Origin of the sequence: Ideonella flava (genome assembly GCF_051857595.1) — a bacterium.
GTDB lineage: Bacteria > Pseudomonadota > Gammaproteobacteria > Burkholderiales > Burkholderiaceae_C > Ideonella.
Genome location: NZ_JBPZHD010000011.1, coordinates 1 through 17,769, shown reverse-complemented (window position 1 = coordinate 17,769; position 17,769 = coordinate 1). Strand labels below are relative to the sequence as shown.

Sequence of the window (17,769 nt, the reverse complement as noted above, 5' to 3'; positions counted from 1 at the left end):
GCCGACGGGCAACTGGCGCGCCTGGCGCTGCAGGGCGGGCGTTGCACCTCGTCGCTTCGCAGTGGTGCGGACGTGCCTATCCGGCCGTGGCGATCTGCCGCGGCGTCTGGCCGAGGAATCGCTTGAGCGAATGGGTGAGATGGGCCTGGTCGCTGAAGCCCAGGTCGGCTGCGACGGCCGCTGGCGAGTGCCCGGCGCGCAACTGAGCGGCGGCCTCGTGGGCGCGGGCGATCTGCTGGAAGGCCTTGAGTCCCAGGCCGGTGACCTCCGCGAAATGTCGCTGGATGCTGCGCTCGTCCAGCCGCTGGTGTGCGCCCTGCAGCGCTCGCACGACCACCCGGTCGCGCTCCAGGAGGCCGCTGCGCGCGAGTGCGTCCACGAAGTTCTCGACGTTGTCGAAGCTCGGGACCTCGAAGCGCTCGGAGTCGATCCAGAAGCGCCGATCGCCTTCCACCGGCCGCGCGACGCCCTGGTGGGCGGTCAGGCGCCCCGGCAGGCGGGGCATGTAGACCTCGGGCCTGAAGGCGATGGTCAGCATCTCGTCGCCGGCCGAACTGTCCACCGCCAGCGGGGCCGCGATCTGGCCGGTCTGGACAGCGATCAGCGGACCGTGGGCGCGGCGCAGGAAGAGCAGGTCCCAGGATCCGTCGGGCAGCGCGAGCTCGCGCGCATCGGCGGCGTAGCGGACCCGGCGGATCTTCGCCACGAACGGCGAGTCCGCCAGGCGTTCTTCCTCAACGAGGGTGGGCGCTGGGGGCATCTTCCAGTGGAAGTCGACCGAAGAATCGACGCAGGTCTTCGATCACGAGATCGGGATTCGTCTCGCTCGCGAAGTGACCGCCGCGAGGCATCTCGGTCCACTGTAGCAGCCGGGTGTGGGAGCGGGCCACGAAGTTGCGAACGGATCGGAAGTCGTCGGGGAAGACGGCCACCGCGGTGGGCGTGTCGTTCGGCAGGTCGCGATAGCCTGCGCCGCTGGCCGCGTTGGCCAGGTAGAACTCGGCCGCCTGGCCGCCGGTGCCGGTGAACCAGTAGAGCGAGACGTGGGTCAGGAAGCGATCGCGGTCGACCTGGGCCGCGCGCTCGCCTTCGAAGCCGAAGAACAGCTCGGCATTCCACGCCAGCAAGGCCGCCGGCGAATCGACGAGGCCATAGGCCAGCGTGCCGGGACGCTTGGACTGGATGTCGACGTAGCCCGCGTACTTGCGGAACGACTCGAGGGTCCGGAAGCCTTCCATTTCGAAAGGCGACAGCCCTTCCATCTCACCGGCCGCGCCGCTGGGGAAGGCGAAGACCTGCTGGACGTGGACGCCCGCCAGGCCCTGCGGCGCGAGGATGCCGAGTTCGCGGGTGACCAGCGCGCCCACGTCGCCGCCCTGGGCCCCGTAGCGCGTGTAGCCCAGGCGCTTCATCAGCGTGTCCCAGGCGGCCGCGGTGCGGGCCGCGTCCCAGCCGGTCGCCGCCAGGGGTGATGACAGCCCCATGCCGGGCACCGAGGGAATCACGACATCGAAGGCCGTCGAGGGGTCGAGCCCGTGCGCGCGCGGGTCGGTCAGCGGACCGATCAGGTCCAGGTACTCGGCCGGCGAACTGGGCCAGCCGTGCGTCAGGATGAGCGCCATGGCGTTGGGCTCTTTCGACTTCACGTGGATGAAGTGGATGGTCTGGCCGTCGATCTCGGTGACGAACTGCGGATGGCGGTTCAGCCGGGCCTCCTGCGCGCGCCAGTCGAATCCGTCGGCCCAGTAGGCGGCCAGTTCGCGCACCAGCGCCGGCGCCTGGCCGTGGCTGAAGTCCTGGACCACCGGCTGCGGCCAGCGCGTCGCGGCCAGGCGCCGCCTCAGGTCGAGGATCCGGTCGTCGGCCATGTCGATCTTGAAGGGGCGGATCGTCGAGTCCATGGTGCTTCCTTTCGGTCATCAGTGGCGAGTGACGTCACTGTCCGCGAAAGGCACGGCGCGATCTTGTAGAAAACCGACACGGCCGGGCGCTGCGACATTCGGCAGCGCCGATCTCGATACTTCTGTCAAGGTGCCAGCATCCTGGTGCACGAGTCCGTTCATGATCGTCGACATGGAGCACAGCCCAACGTCGCGCCGGATGCCAACTGGCTGCTGCCGATGATCCAGGCGATCAAGGACAACTTGGACGAGTTGCCCGAGCTGGGGCTGGCCGACGCGGGCTACCGCAGCGAAGAGAACCTGAAGAACGCACCGATCGATCTGGTGGTGGCGCTCGGGCGGGAAGGCAAGGAACACGCCCAGCTCGACGCCCGGCAATACCCGCACACCGCGGCGATGGTCGCCAAGCTGCAAAGCGATGAAGGCAAAGCGGCATACCGCAAGCGCAAGTGGATCGCCGAGCCGCCCAACGGCTGGATCAAGAACGTGCTGGGGTTCCGGCAGTTCAGCATGCGAGGGCTGCACCGGGTGCGAGCCGAGTGCAAGCTCGTGTGCATGGCACTGAATCTGCGGCGCATGGCGACGATGAAAGCGGTGTGAGCGCGATGCGGTGCCAGATCGTCGATCTGACTGGAGCCTCCCGCTCGGCGGGAGGCTGGAGGGTGCGCCCGATCATGCTGGAGCTCCCTCGTGGAGGGGGCTCGGGGGAGCTGGACATACAGCCGCAGGCTAGGAGTCTTCGCGGCTTCTGCCGCGAAGACTCCTAGGCGAGAAACTGCTCGATCAGGCGCAGGTCCTGCGCGCCGATGTTCGACAGCGCGAGGCCGACCTTGTACTCCTGGGAACGGCCGCGCATGGCATGCACCACGGTGGCATGCAGGCGCAGCGTGTGGGCGCGGCCCTCGACAGGCAGGTTGAAGACGATGTGGCACTCGGCCTGGGACGGCAGGGCCTCGTCGGCCTCTATCGACAGGCCTCGCACGCCGATATCGACCGTGCGAACGGTCAGTTGCTTGCCCGCCACCACCATTCCGGCCGGAACGCACAGCGGCTTGCGCATGCCTCTGCGCCTGTCCAGCGCGTCCGCGATGGCAGCTCTCAAGGCTTCGCGCTTGTCGTCCTTCATCGGGTCGGCTGGTTCAGGTCGATGTTCGAGAGGCTGCACGCAGGGCACCCACGGGCGCGGCGCCTGGTCCTGGAGGGAGCTGGAGACCTGTCTTCGGCGGTTCGGCGCGCCACTTGAGGGGCCAATTGCAACGATGCATGGCCCTCGAACGTGACGCGGTGCGCATCACGGCCGCGGCCCTCACCCGGCCACCAGCGCGCGCTGCAGCCCCACGGCGTTCAGCAACCGGCGCAGGCCGAGTTGCAATGACTCCTGCTCGGCGGCCAGCCGGGCGTTTCGCGCCTGCAGCCAATCCAGCCGGCTGATGGCGCCCACGGCCAGGCGCAGCTCGGCCAGGCGCTCGCCCGTGCGGGCCTCGGTGAGCCTTCGCGCCTGCGCCGCCTGTTCTTCACCGAGCCGGGCCTGCTCGGCCGCGAGCTGCTCGATCTCGACCAGCGCCCGGTGCATGGTGTCGCGCAGGGCCAGGGCGGCGAGCTCGTGCCGGCCCAGGGCGTCCTGTCGCGCCAGGTCGAGGCGCCGCCAATCGATCATCGGCACCAGCAGCGTGCTGCTCAGCCGCGCCAGCGGATGCTCCAGCCAATCGCTCCAATGGGCGCCACCGGTGCCCACGCCCAGGTCGAAGCGCAACTGCGGATAGCGTGCGGCCTCGGCGCCGCGCAGCGTCTGCAAGGCTGCGTCCAGGCCGGCACGGGCCTGCTGGACGTCGGGCCGGCGGGCCAGCACCTGCTCGGGGGTTTCGCCGGCTCGCCAATCGGCAGACGGCTGCGCGGGCAGCGCCGGTGCTTCGGGCAGCCGGAACGCCGGGTCCGCCAGCAGCAGGCCGAGTTGCAGGCGCTGCCGGGTGTCGAGCTCGGCCTGCTGGGCCGCCTGCAGGCGAAGCCCCTGCAGGGTCGCCGCCGCCTTGTCGATCTCGATCGGAAGCAGCTTGCCTTCCTGCACGCGCAGCCGTGTCAACGAGACGGCCTGCTCGGCGCCCTCGATCTGCAGCGCGAGCGACGGCGCCTGCGCGGCGATCGCGGCCAGCGTCCACCAGGCCTCGGCCACGCTCGCACGGACCAGCACCCCCGCCGCGGCCAGATCGGCCTCGGCGGCCCGCGCCTGCGCGGCGGCGGCCTCCTGCCCGGAAGCGAGCCGCTGCCACAGGTCGATCTCATAGCCGGCGCCCAGGTTCAGCGACACCGAACGCTGCAGCCGGGCGCCGGGGTCGAACGAACGAGTGGCGCCTGCGCTGGCGTCCAGCGCGGGCGTGGGCTGGCGCGCAAGGCCGGCCAGTTGCTCCTGCCGCTGGGCCTCCTGCCAGCGCAGCAGCGCCTGTGCGATGTCCCGGTTGACCGCGATGGCCCTTTCCTGCAATCGCTGCAGCGCCGGGTCGGTCGGCCCTGTCCAATGCCCGGCCGCGGGCTCGGCTTGCAGGGTGGCCCAGGCCGCGGGCGCGGCCACGGCAGGCATTCCTTCGGGGGGCGCCGGCAAGGCACATCCGGCCAGCATGCCGACCATGGCCCAGCCCGCGTGGCGCCACCGTTTCATCGTCGAAGCTCCCATCACTCCCTCGCCAGCGCATCCACCGGGCTCAGCGCCGCCGCGCGCCGCGCCGGCAGCGTGCCGAAGACGAGCCCGACCACGCTGGACACCCCGAAAGCCACGAGCAGGGCAGCCCCGCTCACCTCGACCTGCAACGCGGCCTGCACCCGATTCAGAACCTGCGCCCCCAGCCAGCTCAACAGCACGCCCGCCAGCCCGCCCAGGCAACACAGCAGCACCGCCTCGACGAGGAACTGCAGCCGCACATCGGCCTGCCTCGCCCCCACCGCCATGCGGATGCCGATCTCGCGCGTGCGCTCGCTGACCGACACCAGCATGATGTTCATCACCCCGACGCCGCCCACGAGCAGCGAGATCGCCCCCACGCCGGCGAACAGCAGCGACATGACACCCGTGACCTGCTGGAACTTGCGGAACTCCTCGTCGGCGCTCCAGATGCCGAAATCCTCGGCGCCATGCAGCGCCCGCAGCCGGTAGGCGACCTGTTTTCGCACCTCGTCGGGCGGCACGGCGAAGTCGAGCAGGACGTTGAAGTTGTCCGCATCCAGGCGCAGGTCGAGCTTTTGCGAGAAGGTGGTGTGCGGCACGAAGACGCGCCCCAGCCAGGAGCCGAATTGCGCGAAGCCTCCGCTTTCGGCCACCACGCCGACGATGGTGACCGGCAGCGCCACGCCCTCCGGGGCCGGCGCCCCCGTCCCGCTGGGCTGCACCTGCGGCGCCACGAGCAGCGTGCGCCCGATCACCGCTTCGCCCGGCCGGAACAGGTTGTCGCGCGCCTTCTCGTCGATCAGTGCCACCTGGGCGCGGGAGTCGAAATCCCTCTTCGTCAGCTCTCTACCCTGCACCACCTTCAGCTTGCGCATCGCCAGGGTGTGGAGTTCGGCGCCGAGCACGCTGACCATGCTGTCGCGACTGGCGTGTCGCGCCGTCATCTGCGCCTCGCGCTCGAAGGTGACCCCGCGCACGCCGGGCAAGGCGCCTATCGCCGCCAGCTCCGACGGCAGGAAGGGCCGGGGCATCACGCCCGGGGCCAGCATCGGGTTGCCGCGGTAGACGAGGATGCGGCCCTGCATGAAGGCGCCCACGTCCCGCTCGACGCTGCCTCGCGCCGCGGTGGTGAGGGCCACGATGCTGACGACCGCCGCGATGCCGATGCTGATGCCCAGCATCGACAGCGCCGAGCGCAGCCGGTTGCCGAGCAGCGCCTGCAGCGCCGAGTGCATCGCCTCGCGCCACTGCCCGCGCAGCCGTTGCCACCAGCCGCCGCCGGCCGGGGCAGCGTCCTCCTCGGAGGGCACCCCGCGGCGGTGGTCCGCAGGCGTCCCGCTGTCTCGCACGACACGCCCGTCGCGCAGCTCGATGATGCGCCGGGCGTGCGCCGCCACCGACGCATCGTGGGTGACGAGGATGATGGTGTGGCCACCGCGGTGCAGCTCGGCCAGCAGCGCCAGCAGCTCCGCCCCCGACTGCGAATCCAGCGCGCCGGTGGGCTCGTCGGCCAGGATGATCTGGCCGCCGTTCATCAGCGCCCGGGCGATCGACACCCGCTGCTGCTGGCCGCCGCTCAGTTCGTTGGGCTTGTGGTGCAGCCGCGCCCCGAGCCCGAGGCGCTGCAGCAGCGCCTCGGCGCGTGCCTGGCGCACGGGTGACGGTACGCCGGCGTACAGCGCGGGCAGCCCGGTGTTGGCGCGTGCGTCCAGGTGCGGCAGCAGGTGGTAGCGCTGGAAGATGAAGCCGAAGCGTTCGCGGCGCAGCGCGGCCAGCTCGTCGGGCGAGAGCGTCCCGGCATCCCGGCCATCGACCGCCAGGCGGCCGGCGGTCGGCACGTCCAGGCAACCCAGGAGGTTCATCAGGGTGCTCTTGCCCGAGCCGGACTGGCCCATGATGGCGACGAACTCGCCAGCCTCGATGACGAGGTCCACGCCATCCAGGGCCGGCACGTCGATGTCGCCCAGCCGGTAGTGCCGGCCGACGCCGGCAAGCTCGATCAACGCCACCGCGTCAGACCGATGAGGCGGCACTGGCCGCCGCCGAGGCCGCGTCGACGGGCGGTGGCGCCAGCAACACCTTGTCGCCGGACTTCAGGCCTTCGAAGACCTGCACCCGCGCGCCATCCTGCAGCCCCGTGCGGATGCTGCGCGGCTCCGGCTTGCCGTCCTTGCCCAGCACCTGCACGGCGTAGCGGCCATCGTCGCCACGCGCGCCGAGCGCGACCATCGGGATGGCCAGCACCTTGTTGGCCCGGCCAGTCTCTATGCTCACCTGCACGGTCATGTCCGAGAGCAGCCGGCGCTCGCGGTTGGTCACCTCGAACAGCACGTTGTAGAAGACGGCATTGCCCGCGCGTTCGGGAATCGGCTGGATCACGCGGACCCGGCCCTGGTGGCGCTGCGCCTCGCCGGCGAGGGTGACGAAGCTCGCCTTCTGCCCAGGCAGCACCTGGCCGATGTCGGCCTCGGGCACGCGAGCCCGCACGGTGATCTCGTCGAGGTTGGCCAGCGTGACCATCACCGGCGTCACCTGGATCGCCGTCACCGTCTGGCCCTCTTGCACCGGCAGGTTCACCACCGTGCCGTCCATGGGCGCGGTGATGGCGGTGTAGCCCAGGCGCAGCCGGCGCTGCACGAGCTCGGCCTGCAGGCGATTCAAGGTGGCCGTCTGGCCGCGAAGGTCGGCCTCGAGCCGGGCCAGGTCGGTGTCGGCACGCTCGGTCTCGGCCGCCGCGGTGGCCTCGCCGCTGAGCAGGCGGTGCTGCCGTTCGGCCTCACGCCGTGCCATGGACAGGCTGGCTCGGGTGCTGTCGATCAGGGCCGCCTGCTGCGCGACCGCGGCATCGGCCTGGGCCACGTCGCTCTCGGCCAGCGCCGGGTCGAGGCTGACGAGCAGCTCGCCCTTCTTCACCTGCTGGCCGAGCTGGACGTGGATCTTCTGCACCTGGCCGCTCACCTGCGCGCCCACGTCGACCTTGGTACGCGGCTGGAGGATGCCGACCGCCAGCACGGTCTGCGTGATGTCGGCGGTGGCCGCCTCGCCGGTGGGAGGCGGCGGCGGCGGCGTGCGCGGCGCGAGGGCGCTCCAGGCCAGGGCGCCGGTGGCCACCAGGGCCGCGAGCAGCCCGATCCGGACCCACCAGGAGCGCAAGGCACGTCGAAGGCGCCCGGATGGGCGCGGGCGCACCTCGGCAGTCTTGTCGGACATCATTTCGCTTTCTACCCTCCCCGTTGAACTGACCGCGGACCGCGGCGCCTCGAACGGTGCGGCATCGTACGTCGTCTTCTGGACTCGACCTGGCCGGCGAAGGGGCGCGAATCCAGGTGAGCCCGGCCGTCATCGCTGGGCGAAAGGCCGACGTGGCGCCGGCCAGATGCGGTGCCCTGCTGGATCCGGCGTCGCGGAGGCGGCTCTAGCCCAGCACCTGCCTCAGCATGCGGTGGTGCGCAGGCATCCGCTCGACCGTGGCAGCGATCGCCTTGCGGTGGGCCTGAAGTGCGTGCCGGGCGCGCTCAAGCGGAATCTCGGCGAAGACGGGATCCGCCCGCTCGGGCCAATGGTCCATGCCCGCATGGATGGCCAGCCAGCTGGTCGCGTCGAAGCCCTCCTCGTCGTACTCGTGCAGCACGCCGAACCGGCGCCACAGGTCCAGCTTGAAGGCCAGGGTCTCCGGCAGCTGCATCCCGGCCACGTGGCGCCAGAGCTCGCTGTCGCGCCGGCGGGTCAGGCAGTAGTGCAGGATGATGAAGTCCCGGATGCGCCCGAAGCGCCGCGCCGATCCGTCGTTGAAGAGCGCGCGGTCATCGTCGTGGAGCGGGCGGCCCGCGGTCAGCACCGACATCAGGCGCGAGATGCCGTCCTGGATCAGGTAGATGCTGGTGGACTCCAGCGGCTCCAGGAAACCCGACGACAGGCCGACGGCCACGACGTTGTTCACCCAGAAACGCTCGCGGTGGCCGGTGGTGAAGCGCAGCAGGCGCGGCTCGGCCAGCGGCGTGCCATCCAGCCTCGCCACCAGCTGTTCGCGTGCACGATCGGCGTCGATGAAGCGACTCGAGAAGACATGGCCGTGGCCGGTGCGGCTTTGCAGGGGGATGCGCCAGGCCCAGCCGCCCTCCAGCGCAGTGGCGCGGGTGTAGGGCGCCAACTCTTCGCCGGTGCGCTCGCAAGGACAAGCCCAGGCACTGTCCACCGGCAGCCAGTGGCTGAAGTCGACGAAAGGCTCCTGCAGGGTGCGCCCCAGCAGCAGCGAGTGGAAGCCCGAGCAGTCGACGAACAGGTCGGCCTCGAGGCGGCGCCCGTCCTCCAACTGCACCGCGGCCACGCCGCCATCGGCGCGGCGAACGACATCGACGATGCGACCTTGCGTGTGCCGCGCGCCGCGTTGCAGCGCCAGGCGGCGCAGGAATGCGGCGTACTCGACCGCGTCGAAGTGGTAGGCGTACTTGAACTGGGCCCGCTCGTCGGGCAGCACGAAGCGGCCCTGCATGGCCATCACCGTAGGCATGCATTGCAGGCCCAGGGGCTCGTCCAGACCGATGCGCCGGTGCTGGCCCCAGAGGGTCTGGGAGCCGAACAGGTTGCCGAAGTGGCCGAAGGTGTGGAAGTAGTCGCGCCCCTGCTCCAGCCAGTCGCAGAAGCGGATGCCCAGCTTGTACGTGCCGTTGGTGGCGCGCAGGAATGCGGCTTCGTCGATGCCGACGAGCCGGTTGTACTCGCGGATGGAAGGAAAGGTGGCTTCCCCGACACCGATGATCCCGATGTCCTCCGACTCCACCACCTCCACCGAGGCGCGCCCTTTCAGGCCGGTGACGAGGGCGGTGGCGGTCATCCACCCGGCGCTGCCGCCTCCGACGACGACGATGCGGTCAAATTTCTGCGACATGGCTTGCTCCGGGCTTCAACAGGGATACAGCGTCACTGCCCGATCATGGCTGATCCCATGGCCGAAATCGCCGCACCAATCGCCCTATAACGGCAATACGGCAAACGGCGAGGGGTGGTGAGCCCCTCGCCGCTGGCTTCTCGATGGGCGAGGGCTCGCCCTCGGTGCTTCAGAACTCGTAGCGGCCCGTGAGGTAGTAACTGCGGCCCGGGAAGGCCCAGCTCGTCCCCATGAAGCCCGGCGTCTGCATGTTGGTGTAGCGCACCGTCACGTTGTTCAGGTTCGTCACGCTCAACGACATGCTCAGCTTGTCGGTGAACTGGTAGGACATGCCGCCGTCCCACTGGCCGTAGGCCTCCTGGTAGCGTGGCAGGCCCCACCAGGTGTCCTGTGCGCCGGCGCGCTGGGGATCGGCGCTCGTGCCGTTCTGGCCTTCGGTGCCCAGGTTCTGCAGGACGCGGTCGGTCCAGTTGTAGGCCAGTCGGGCGGAGAAGCCGTACCGGTCGTAGCGCAGGGCGAAGTTGGCGGCGTTCTTCACCAGTCCCTGCACCGGCTGGGCACCGAGGGGCAAGCCGTTGGTGTCGCAGCCGTAGACCTTGATGGCGTCGTTGGCGATGGCGGCGTTGGATGGGCAGTAAGTTACCTGGGCGTCGCGATAGAACTTCTGGCTGCTGTCGATGTGGGTGTAGTTCGCCGACACCCCGAAGCCCTTGGCCCAGTCCGGCAGCGTGTCCTTCAACGCATCGAAGTGATCCAGGTACGTTTCCGCATTCAGCTCGAAGCCGTGCACCCAGGCCTCGGCGGCATTGCGCGGTCCCTTGATGGTGAAGGCCTGCGGGTTGCCGCCGACGCTGTTGTAGTTGCGCGTGTAGTAGGAGTTGTAGATGACGTCCTTCACGTCCTTGTAGAACACCGTGGCCGTGACCATCTGCCCGGGGCGGGGGTACCACTCGAGCGCGAGATCCAGGCTGTCGGCCTTCAGCGGGCGCAGTTTCGCGTTGCCGGTGTTCTCGCCGGTGTAGGTCACCTTGTTGTTGTTGGTATCGATGGTCTGCTTCAGCGCCACCGACTCCTGCACCTGGTTGAAACCGGGGCGGTACAGGCTGCGTGCCACCGCGATACGGCCGATCAGCTTGTCGTCGCCCGACAGGTTGAACTTCAGGTTCATCGACGGCAGCGCATCGACGTGGCTGGTCTGCACGTCCAGGGGGTCGTCGATCGACTCGAAGCGCGGCACATCCGGCGGCGTGCGATCGTCGTACTTCGGCTCCAGGTTGGTGAAGCCGTGGGACACCCGGCGGGTGTAGACCAGGCGAACACCCGCGTTGCCTTCCATCGGCACGGCCCAGTCGTCGAAGCCGAAGCGCAGGTTGGTGAAGGCGGCGTGCGTGGCCTCGGCCACGTCGCTGGTCATGTTCGGGTTGAGCCCGTAGTGCAGCGTCGTGTCCCACTTGTAGTTGTCGGCGACGCAGGTCGAGTCCGCCCTGCCGTCATGCCGCGCGCCGTCGAGGCACTGCTGGTAGCGCACCTCGCCGAGCAGCTTGGCATAGTTGCTGTAGTCCTTCAGCATGCCGTAGGTGGGGAACACTACGCTCGGCGGCTGGTTGCCCCCGAAAGGCGAATAGTTGAACACTTCCACCTGGCCAGCCGCGGCATAGCGCGGGTCGCTCAGGTAGCCGAAGTTGGCTCGCGGAGCCCACGTCGGATCGTCCGCCGTGGTCGGGAGGGTGCCCGGGATCTTGGTCTGGCGCACTTCCCAGGGCACGGCAATCGACTGCCAGCCCACGCTGTTCAGGTCACCGGCATAGACGGCGGCTTCCCGTACCGAGGTGCGGTAGCTGCTGCGCACGCCAAAGCCGATATCCCTCAGCACCGGATCGTCGAACTTGTACCTCGCGTCCGCCTTCCAGGCGTACAGGTTCGCCTCGCCCTTCAGGCGGCCAGGCATGACCGACAGCCAGTAATAGTTGTCGGGGTTGGCGAGGAAGTCGCGGGTGTGCTGGTCGAAGCCCAGCTGCACCGGGCCATTGCCGGCCGTGTTGATGTCCATGCTCGGGATGAAGGTGGCGGTCTGCACCTCCTCGCCGCGCGTGTGGAAGGTCGACCTCACGTACTGCAGGTCGTTCTGCACCGACCAGCGGTCGTCGACGTTCCACTTGAAGTTCCAGGCCAGCTCGCCGGTGCTGGTCCTGTGCTCGTTGAAGGCGCGGCTCGTGCCCATGCTGATGCCGCCCTCGGCAAAGTTGTTCGCGCCCTTGTTGCCGGTGGGATAGCGGTAGTGGCCGGAAACCACCACGCCGCGATCGTCGACCACCGGGTTGTCGATCACCACGTGGTACGGCGAGGAGTTGAAGTTGGGATCGCCGAAGTTCGGGTAGACATTCGAGCCGGTGTTCCGCTCCACCGAGTTCGACACGAAGGCCGTGAAGGCCGACTGCATCTCGTTCTTCTTCCACTGCAGGGCGCCGTAGAAGCCCTTGCGATTGGAGGTTCCGAGGTTCTGCCCCCAGTCGGCTCCAGTGGGGGCCCAGACCGTGCGCCCGGGGATCACGTCGGTGCGCGGGAAGTAAGCCCCGACGTCCAGCTTCTGCTGCTCGTAGCTGGAGTTGTTCATCGCCAGGTCGACGAGCACGCCCCAGTGACCCGACTCCTCCTCCCACCGGGTGGAGAACAGGCCCGAAATGGCCGGCGAAGCCTTCCCGGTCCTCTCCTCGTAGTTGCTGCCGAAGGACACGTAGCTCTTGGTGCCGGAGAAGTCGAACGGCAGGTGCGTGCGCAGGTCGACGAGGCCGCTCACACCCCCTTCGATCTTCTCGGCGGATGGATTCTTGTACACGTCCACGCCGGCCATCAGCTCGGCCGGCACCGCCGACCAGCTCAGGTCGCGCCCCGGCCAACCGGCGGAGAACACCTCGCGGCCATTGAGGGTCGACGCGCCCCAGGACAGGCCACGCACCTTGATGCCCGAGCCTTCTTCCGAGAAGTGCTTGGGGTCGTTGTTGGTCGAACGCTGGCGCTCGATCGTCACGCCGACCACGCGCTGCAGCACCTCGGTGATCGACTTGTCGGGCAGCTTGCCGGCCTCTTCGGCCACCACCGAGTCGACGATCTCGTCGGCGTTCTGCTTGATCTTCTGCGCGCTCTGCAGTGCAGCCCGCTGGCCCTTGACCACGATGACCTGGCTCGGTTCATCGGTCTTGTCCGCATCCGCCTGCGTCTGTGCGTACGCCGTGGCCGCGACGCCACCTGCGCTCAGGAGCGCCAGCTGGATGACTGCGCGGTGAATCGGCGTGGGCCGGAATTGCTTGCTCATGGATGTCTCCGTATGTCCTTCGGTACTTCGTACGCTTCGCCGTGCTGCGGGCATGCCTTTTCCGGCGGTTGGCTCGGCAACCGGCGGCCGCGCAACATTGGCAGTCCCTCCTGCGTGGCGGGCCCTTCGCGCTTACTGGATCTTGATAGCGCCCTTGAGGGTCACGTCGGACGCATAGACGCCATCCGTTAACTGGCTGTCATTGACATCCATGAGGTGGAACCGCACGCGGACGATGTCCGACTCCTTCAGTTCCTTCATCGCCGAGTCGCGCGCCTTCTGCATCCCTTCCAACGCCGCCTTGTATCCGGCGTAATCGGAGTTCGGGTTGGGCAGCTTGCGCACCTGGTCGTCCAGCGAGGCCGTGTCCACGCCAGCCAGGCCGCAACCATCGGTGACGACGAAGTCACTCAGCGGGAAGGAGTAGCTGGCCAGCCCGTCGGCGGGCCACACCTGCGCGCTCAGCCTGACATTGCAGCCGTTGTTGCGCTTGCCCAGGTCGATGTGCATGACGATGGGCCTGCCAGCCATGAAGAGGCCATGGTTGATGCCAAGGTTGAAACCGAGGGCCGTCTCGGTGGTCACCCGCAGGCCACTCGTCGTGTTGTCCGAAGCGTTGAATTGGCTCAGCCCGGGAGCGAAGATGTCGATGCGATTGAAGCCGTACTGCCAGCCGCCCGGGCTCCAGTTGGCCTCGGGATAGTGCAGCGCGGAGGTCATCGTCGAGCCATCGGCCGACACCGTCCGGTAGCACCAATCGCCGCTGGCATCGCCGTCGCACTTCTCCCAGCCCACGCCCAGCGGGCTGCCCCAGGCGTTGACCGTCACGTTGCCGGCCTGCTTGGTGCTCATGGTGTCCGAATAGCCACGACCGGAGCCGGCGGGGTCGAAGCCATCCGCGACCAGCAGCGGGTCGATGGCGATGAAGCGATCGACCGTTTGCTCGGCATAGTCATGATTGCCGTCCACCGCGGCCTTCACCGCGCATACCCCCTTGGCCAGCACCTTGACCGTGCTGCCTTCCAGCGTACAAGCGGCCGGCGTGGAGCTCGTGAAAGTGACGGGGAGTCCGGATTCCGAGGTCGCACTGAGCTGGATCGTGCTCGTGTTGGCACGGTAGACATACTCCGGCGGCGCGAAGGCCACCTGCTGGGTATGCTTGAGCACGACGAACAGCTGGCTCGCCTCGTCCGCCGCCGCCCAAAGCACACCGTCGTCGGTCATGCCGCCCTCCTGGCGCGCGACGACCCGGCACTCAGCCGCGGACACCAGGGTGAGCTGGTCGCCCGACACGGTGCAGGTATCGGGGGTCGTCGACTCGAAGCTCACCGGCAGCCCTGACGTGGCCACGGCGTGCAATGTCACCGGACCATCGAGCAGCATGCCGCCGCCCGGGTAGTCGAAGTCGATCTGCTGCAGCCGCCCGCCACTGCTGCCTCCCGAGTCGCCACCGCCGCCGCAAGCCGCCAACATTGCACACACCGCCAACTGCGTCAGTGCGTGGCCCCTCCGGAACACCTTCTGCATCACGTGCTGTCTCCTGGTTCTGATGGATTGATGCCGCAATCGCTGCGCGTTCAAGGCAGATACGCGAGCACCCTCGACGTTACGAATGTTAAATTGCGGCCCGACCAGTTTTACCTAGGGCAAGTACTGGTCTGACCAGTTGGTATGACCAGATTGCCACACCCAAGGGGTTTCATGTCAAGCCGTGCATTGAAGAGGATCGTCGTCGTCGGGGGCGGCAGCGCCGGATGGATCACCGCCGCGCCCCTGGCGCGCATGCTCTGCCGACCGGATCAGCCGGACCTGCACTGCGACGTCGCGGTGGTGGAGTCGGCAGAGATCGGCACCGTCGGCGTCGGCGAGGCGACCTTGCCGACGATCAGCTTCTACAACCGCATGCTGGGCCTCGACGAGGCCGACTTCGTCCGCAAGACCCAGGCCAGTTTCAAGCTGGGCATCGAGTTCCGCGACTGGGGCCGCCAGGGTCACCGCTTCTTCCACGGTTTCGGCGGCTTCGGCCCGCACATCCACAACCGGCCGCTGTGGGCCTACTGGCTTCGGCTGCGCGAGCAGGATCCCAACCTGCCGTCCTACGAGGAGTGGTCGACGGCGACGACGATGGCGCGAAACCTGCGATTCATGCCGCCGAAGCCGGGCGATCCTTCACCTGCGAGCGCCTTCGAGTACGCCTACCACTTCGACGCAGCGCTGTACGGCAACTACTTGCGCGACTACGCGTTGCGGCACGGCGCCCGAAGGATCGAGGGCACCATCACCCGGGTCGAGACCTCGCCGGAGAACGGCTTCGTGACGGCCGTTCACCTGCGCGACGGACAGCGCGTCGAGGGTGACCTGTTCATCGACTGTTCGGGCTTCCGCGCATTGCTGATCAGCGGCGCGATGCAGTCGCCCTACGAGGACTGGAGCCACTGGCTGCCATGCGATCGCGCTCTCGCCGTCCCGTGCGAGCGGGTGGATCCGATGACGCCCTACACCACCTCGACTGCCCGCAGCGCCGGCTGGCAATGGCGCATCCCGCTGCAGCACCGGACCGGCAACGGCCTCGTCTACTGCAGCAGCCACCTCGGCGACGACGAGGCTGCGCGGCAACTGCTCGACAACCTCGACGGACCGGCACTCGACGAACCGCGGCAGCTGCGCTTCGTCACCGGGCGGCGCAGACAGTCCTGGGTGAAGAACGTGGTCGCCATCGGCCTGTCGTCGGGCTTCCTCGAGCCGCTGGAGTCCACCAGCATCCAGCTCATCATGGAGGGCGCCAGCCGCCTGACCGCCCTGCTCCCGGACCGCAGGTTCGCGCCCGCACTGGCCGACGAATTCAACCGCCAGATGGCCATCCGATACGAATCGGTGCGCGACTTCATCATCCTGCACTACAAGCTCGGGGAGCGGCGCGACAGCGAGTTCTGGCGCGCCTGCGCCGCGATGAGCATCCCAGACAGCCTGAAGCACCAGATCGAGCTGTTCCGGCAGACCGGGCGCGTGGCCCTGCTGGATCCCGAGGGCTTTGCCGAACCCTCGTGGGTCTCGCTGCTGCTGGGCCTGGGCGTCGTCGCGCAGCACCGCGACCCTTATGTCGACCTGGTCGACATCGACCTCGTGCGCCGGCACATGGACGGCGTGCGCGACGCCATCCAGCGCACGGTCAAGGCGATGCCGACCCACACCGAGTTCCTGGCCAGGCTCGGCTCCTGACCTAGCCTGCGGGTTTTCACTGGTCAGGCCTCTCAGGCGATCTGGCGACACTGGCATGACCAACTGGCCTGACCACCTGGCCTGACCACTTTGAACAGCTGTTCAGCATGGTCTGACCAAATCCGGCAACGCCAGCACGCCGGCGCCCACGTCGAAGTGGCGCATCGCCGCGGGTCCGGCGCCGTTGCGGCCGGCAGCAGCCAGCTCGACGGCGCATGGCCGTCGCTGGCCGCGTGGCGCAGATCGTCGCCTGCCGCCTTGATGAGCCCGTGATCACCAGGGGAGCCGGCCTGGATGCGGCGTGGCGGGCCAAAAGCAGGCATCCATCGCAAGACACACAGCTCCACCACTCCGTGAAGATCAGCCCACGCCCTCACCTTCTCGGCCTCACCCTGGCCGCTGGCCTGTCAAGCGCACTCGCGCAAGCCGACCCCGACCTCGTGATCCTTCCCGCACCCGCGGCGGCATGGCGAACCATGGTCGGAAGCTGGGGCCACCAGGCCGAATTGACGGGCGACAGCGTCGTGGCCCCCGGCGCCAACCCCGTCAGCGCCAGGGCGCGAGGCGACAGCGCCCGGCGCGAGGCGGTGGTCCTGGAGTGGAAGGACCAGTGGGCGACCAGGCTTCGCTTCGAAAGCCGCGAGCCGCGGGACCTGCGCCCCTACCTGGGAGGCACGCTGGAGTTCGATCTCGATGTCGGCGAACTGGCCGCAGGCGGCGTGCGGGCGGTCGTGGGCTGCGGCGAATGGTGCGAACGCTCGGTCAACCTGATCGAGCCGGCGCGTGCCTGGGCCGGCAAGGGCTGGCAGCACGTCGCCCTGGCGATGAGCTGCTTCGTCCGCGAAGGATCCGACTTCTCAGGGGTGAGGCTGCCGTTCGCGTTGGAAGGCGCGGGACGCGGGCGCGTCAGCGTGGCCAACGTGCGCATCACGCGCCAGGCCAAGGCCAACCTGTCATGCCCTGACTACCGCACCGAGTCCTTCACTGCGGCACCGCAGGCGGAGTCGTTCTCGATCGACTGGTGGCTGCCGCTGCACCGCCAGAAGCTGCAGGAGAAGGACCGGCTCATCGCGGCGGGCACTCCACCCGACGTGGTCTTCATCGGCGACTCCATCACCCAAGGCTGGGAACAGGCGGGGCGGACGGTGTGGGAGCGCCACTTCGCCCCGCGCCACGCCTTGGCGCTGGGCTTCGGCGGCGACCGTACCGAGAATGTCCTGTGGCGGCTGCAGCAAGGCGAGGTCGACGGCCTGGCGCCCAAATTGGTGGTGCTGATGATCGGTACCAACAATTCCGGCGTACGCAGTCCCGAGAGCACCGCCGCCGGCGTCAGGCACATCCTGGACGAATTGCGCCAGCGGTTGCCTTCGGCCCAGGTGCTGCTGCTCGCGGTCTTCCCTCGCGGCGAGAAGCCCGACGACCCGCTGCGCGGCGTCAACGAGCGCTTGAACAAGATCATCGCCGGACTGGCCGACGGCCGCCTCGTGCACTACCTGGACATCAATGCCGCGCTGCTCGAGCCCGACGGGACGCTGAGCAAGGAGGTCATGCCCGACCTCTTGCATCCGAACGAGAAGGGGTACGCGATCTGGCAGCAGGCGATGGCCCCCACTCTTCAAAGGCTGCTGGCCGAGCGACCCTGAAAGCCTGGAACGACGAGGAGCGCGACAATCGGGTAGGAGACGGGGTCACCCCCGCCGTCCTCCCACACCACCGTACGTGCGGTTCCGCATACGGCGGTTCATGGTTGACGCTGGAAGCGCCGGTGGGTATCCACCAGCGACACGAGTCC

The 17,769-nt window shown here is 68.6% G+C and carries 11 protein-coding genes and 1 pseudogene; 3 read left to right on the top strand and 9 right to left on the bottom strand.

Annotated features, from left to right (window positions below; translation table 11 throughout):
* Positions 1-76: 76 nt before the first annotated feature.
* Positions 77-760 carry an AraC family transcriptional regulator gene (locus ACS5PM_RS23190; RefSeq protein ID WP_439390080.1) on the bottom strand — a complete coding sequence of 228 codons (684 nt, stop codon included), beginning with the start codon at positions 758-760 and terminating at the stop codon, positions 77-79.
* Positions 735-1,901, bottom strand: a complete 1,167-nt coding sequence (locus ACS5PM_RS23185; protein ID WP_439390079.1) for an epoxide hydrolase family protein — start codon at positions 1,899-1,901, stop codon at positions 735-737. The genes ACS5PM_RS23190 and ACS5PM_RS23185 overlap by 26 nt, the downstream gene beginning before the upstream one ends.
* A gap of 132 nt (positions 1,902-2,033) precedes the next feature.
* On the opposite strand from ACS5PM_RS23185, the pseudogene ACS5PM_RS23180 reads away from it, so the two are divergent.
* Positions 2,034-2,501, top strand: a pseudogene (locus ACS5PM_RS23180) (transposase); the annotation flags it as partial.
* A 163-nt stretch (positions 2,502-2,664) separates the two neighbouring features.
* On the opposite strand, the gene ACS5PM_RS23175 reads toward ACS5PM_RS23180, so the two are convergent.
* The 7 genes from ACS5PM_RS23175 to ACS5PM_RS23145 all read right to left on the bottom strand — a co-directional run bounded on the left by ACS5PM_RS23175 (position 2,665) and on the right by ACS5PM_RS23145 (position 14,285).
* Positions 2,665-3,027 (bottom strand): PilZ domain-containing protein, encoded by a 363-nt coding sequence (locus tag ACS5PM_RS23175; protein WP_439390078.1) that lies wholly within the window; start codon positions 3,025-3,027, stop codon positions 2,665-2,667.
* 180 nt (positions 3,028-3,207) lie between these two features.
* Positions 3,208-4,554: a TolC family protein gene (locus ACS5PM_RS23170; protein WP_439390077.1), complete on the bottom strand. Its 1,347-nt coding sequence runs from the start codon at positions 4,552-4,554 to the stop codon at positions 3,208-3,210.
* Positions 4,555-4,568: 14 nt separating this feature from the next.
* Entirely contained in the window at positions 4,569-6,560 is a 1,992-nt protein-coding gene (locus tag ACS5PM_RS23165) for an ATP-binding cassette domain-containing protein (protein ID WP_439390076.1), read from the bottom strand.
* A gap of 10 nt (positions 6,561-6,570) precedes the next feature.
* A complete protein-coding gene (locus ACS5PM_RS23160) occupies positions 6,571-7,767 on the bottom strand; it encodes an efflux RND transporter periplasmic adaptor subunit (protein ID WP_439390075.1) in 1,197 nt (398 codons plus the stop codon).
* A 205-nt stretch (positions 7,768-7,972) separates the two neighbouring features.
* Positions 7,973-9,445: a tryptophan halogenase family protein gene (locus ACS5PM_RS23155; RefSeq protein WP_439390074.1), complete on the bottom strand. Its 1,473-nt coding sequence runs from the start codon at positions 9,443-9,445 to the stop codon at positions 7,973-7,975.
* 169 nt (positions 9,446-9,614) lie between these two features.
* A complete protein-coding gene (locus tag ACS5PM_RS23150; protein WP_439390073.1) occupies positions 9,615-12,758 on the bottom strand; it encodes a TonB-dependent receptor in 3,144 nt (1,047 codons plus the stop codon).
* Between the two features lie 132 nt (positions 12,759-12,890).
* Positions 12,891-14,285 carry a hypothetical protein gene (locus ACS5PM_RS23145; protein WP_439390072.1) on the bottom strand — a complete coding sequence of 465 codons (1,395 nt, stop codon included), beginning with the start codon at positions 14,283-14,285 and terminating at the stop codon, positions 12,891-12,893.
* Between the two features lie 174 nt (positions 14,286-14,459).
* Between ACS5PM_RS23145 and ACS5PM_RS23140 the strand changes: the two genes are divergently transcribed.
* Together ACS5PM_RS23140 and ACS5PM_RS23135 are read left to right on the top strand one after the other, a co-directional pair.
* A complete protein-coding gene (locus tag ACS5PM_RS23140) occupies positions 14,460-15,977 on the top strand; it encodes a tryptophan halogenase family protein (protein WP_439390071.1) in 1,518 nt (505 codons plus the stop codon).
* Positions 15,978-16,453: 476 nt separating this feature from the next.
* Positions 16,454-17,620, top strand: coding sequence for a GDSL-type esterase/lipase family protein (locus ACS5PM_RS23135; RefSeq protein ID WP_439390070.1), 1,167 nt, complete (start codon positions 16,454-16,456; stop codon positions 17,618-17,620).
* Positions 17,621-17,769 lie beyond the last annotated feature (149 nt).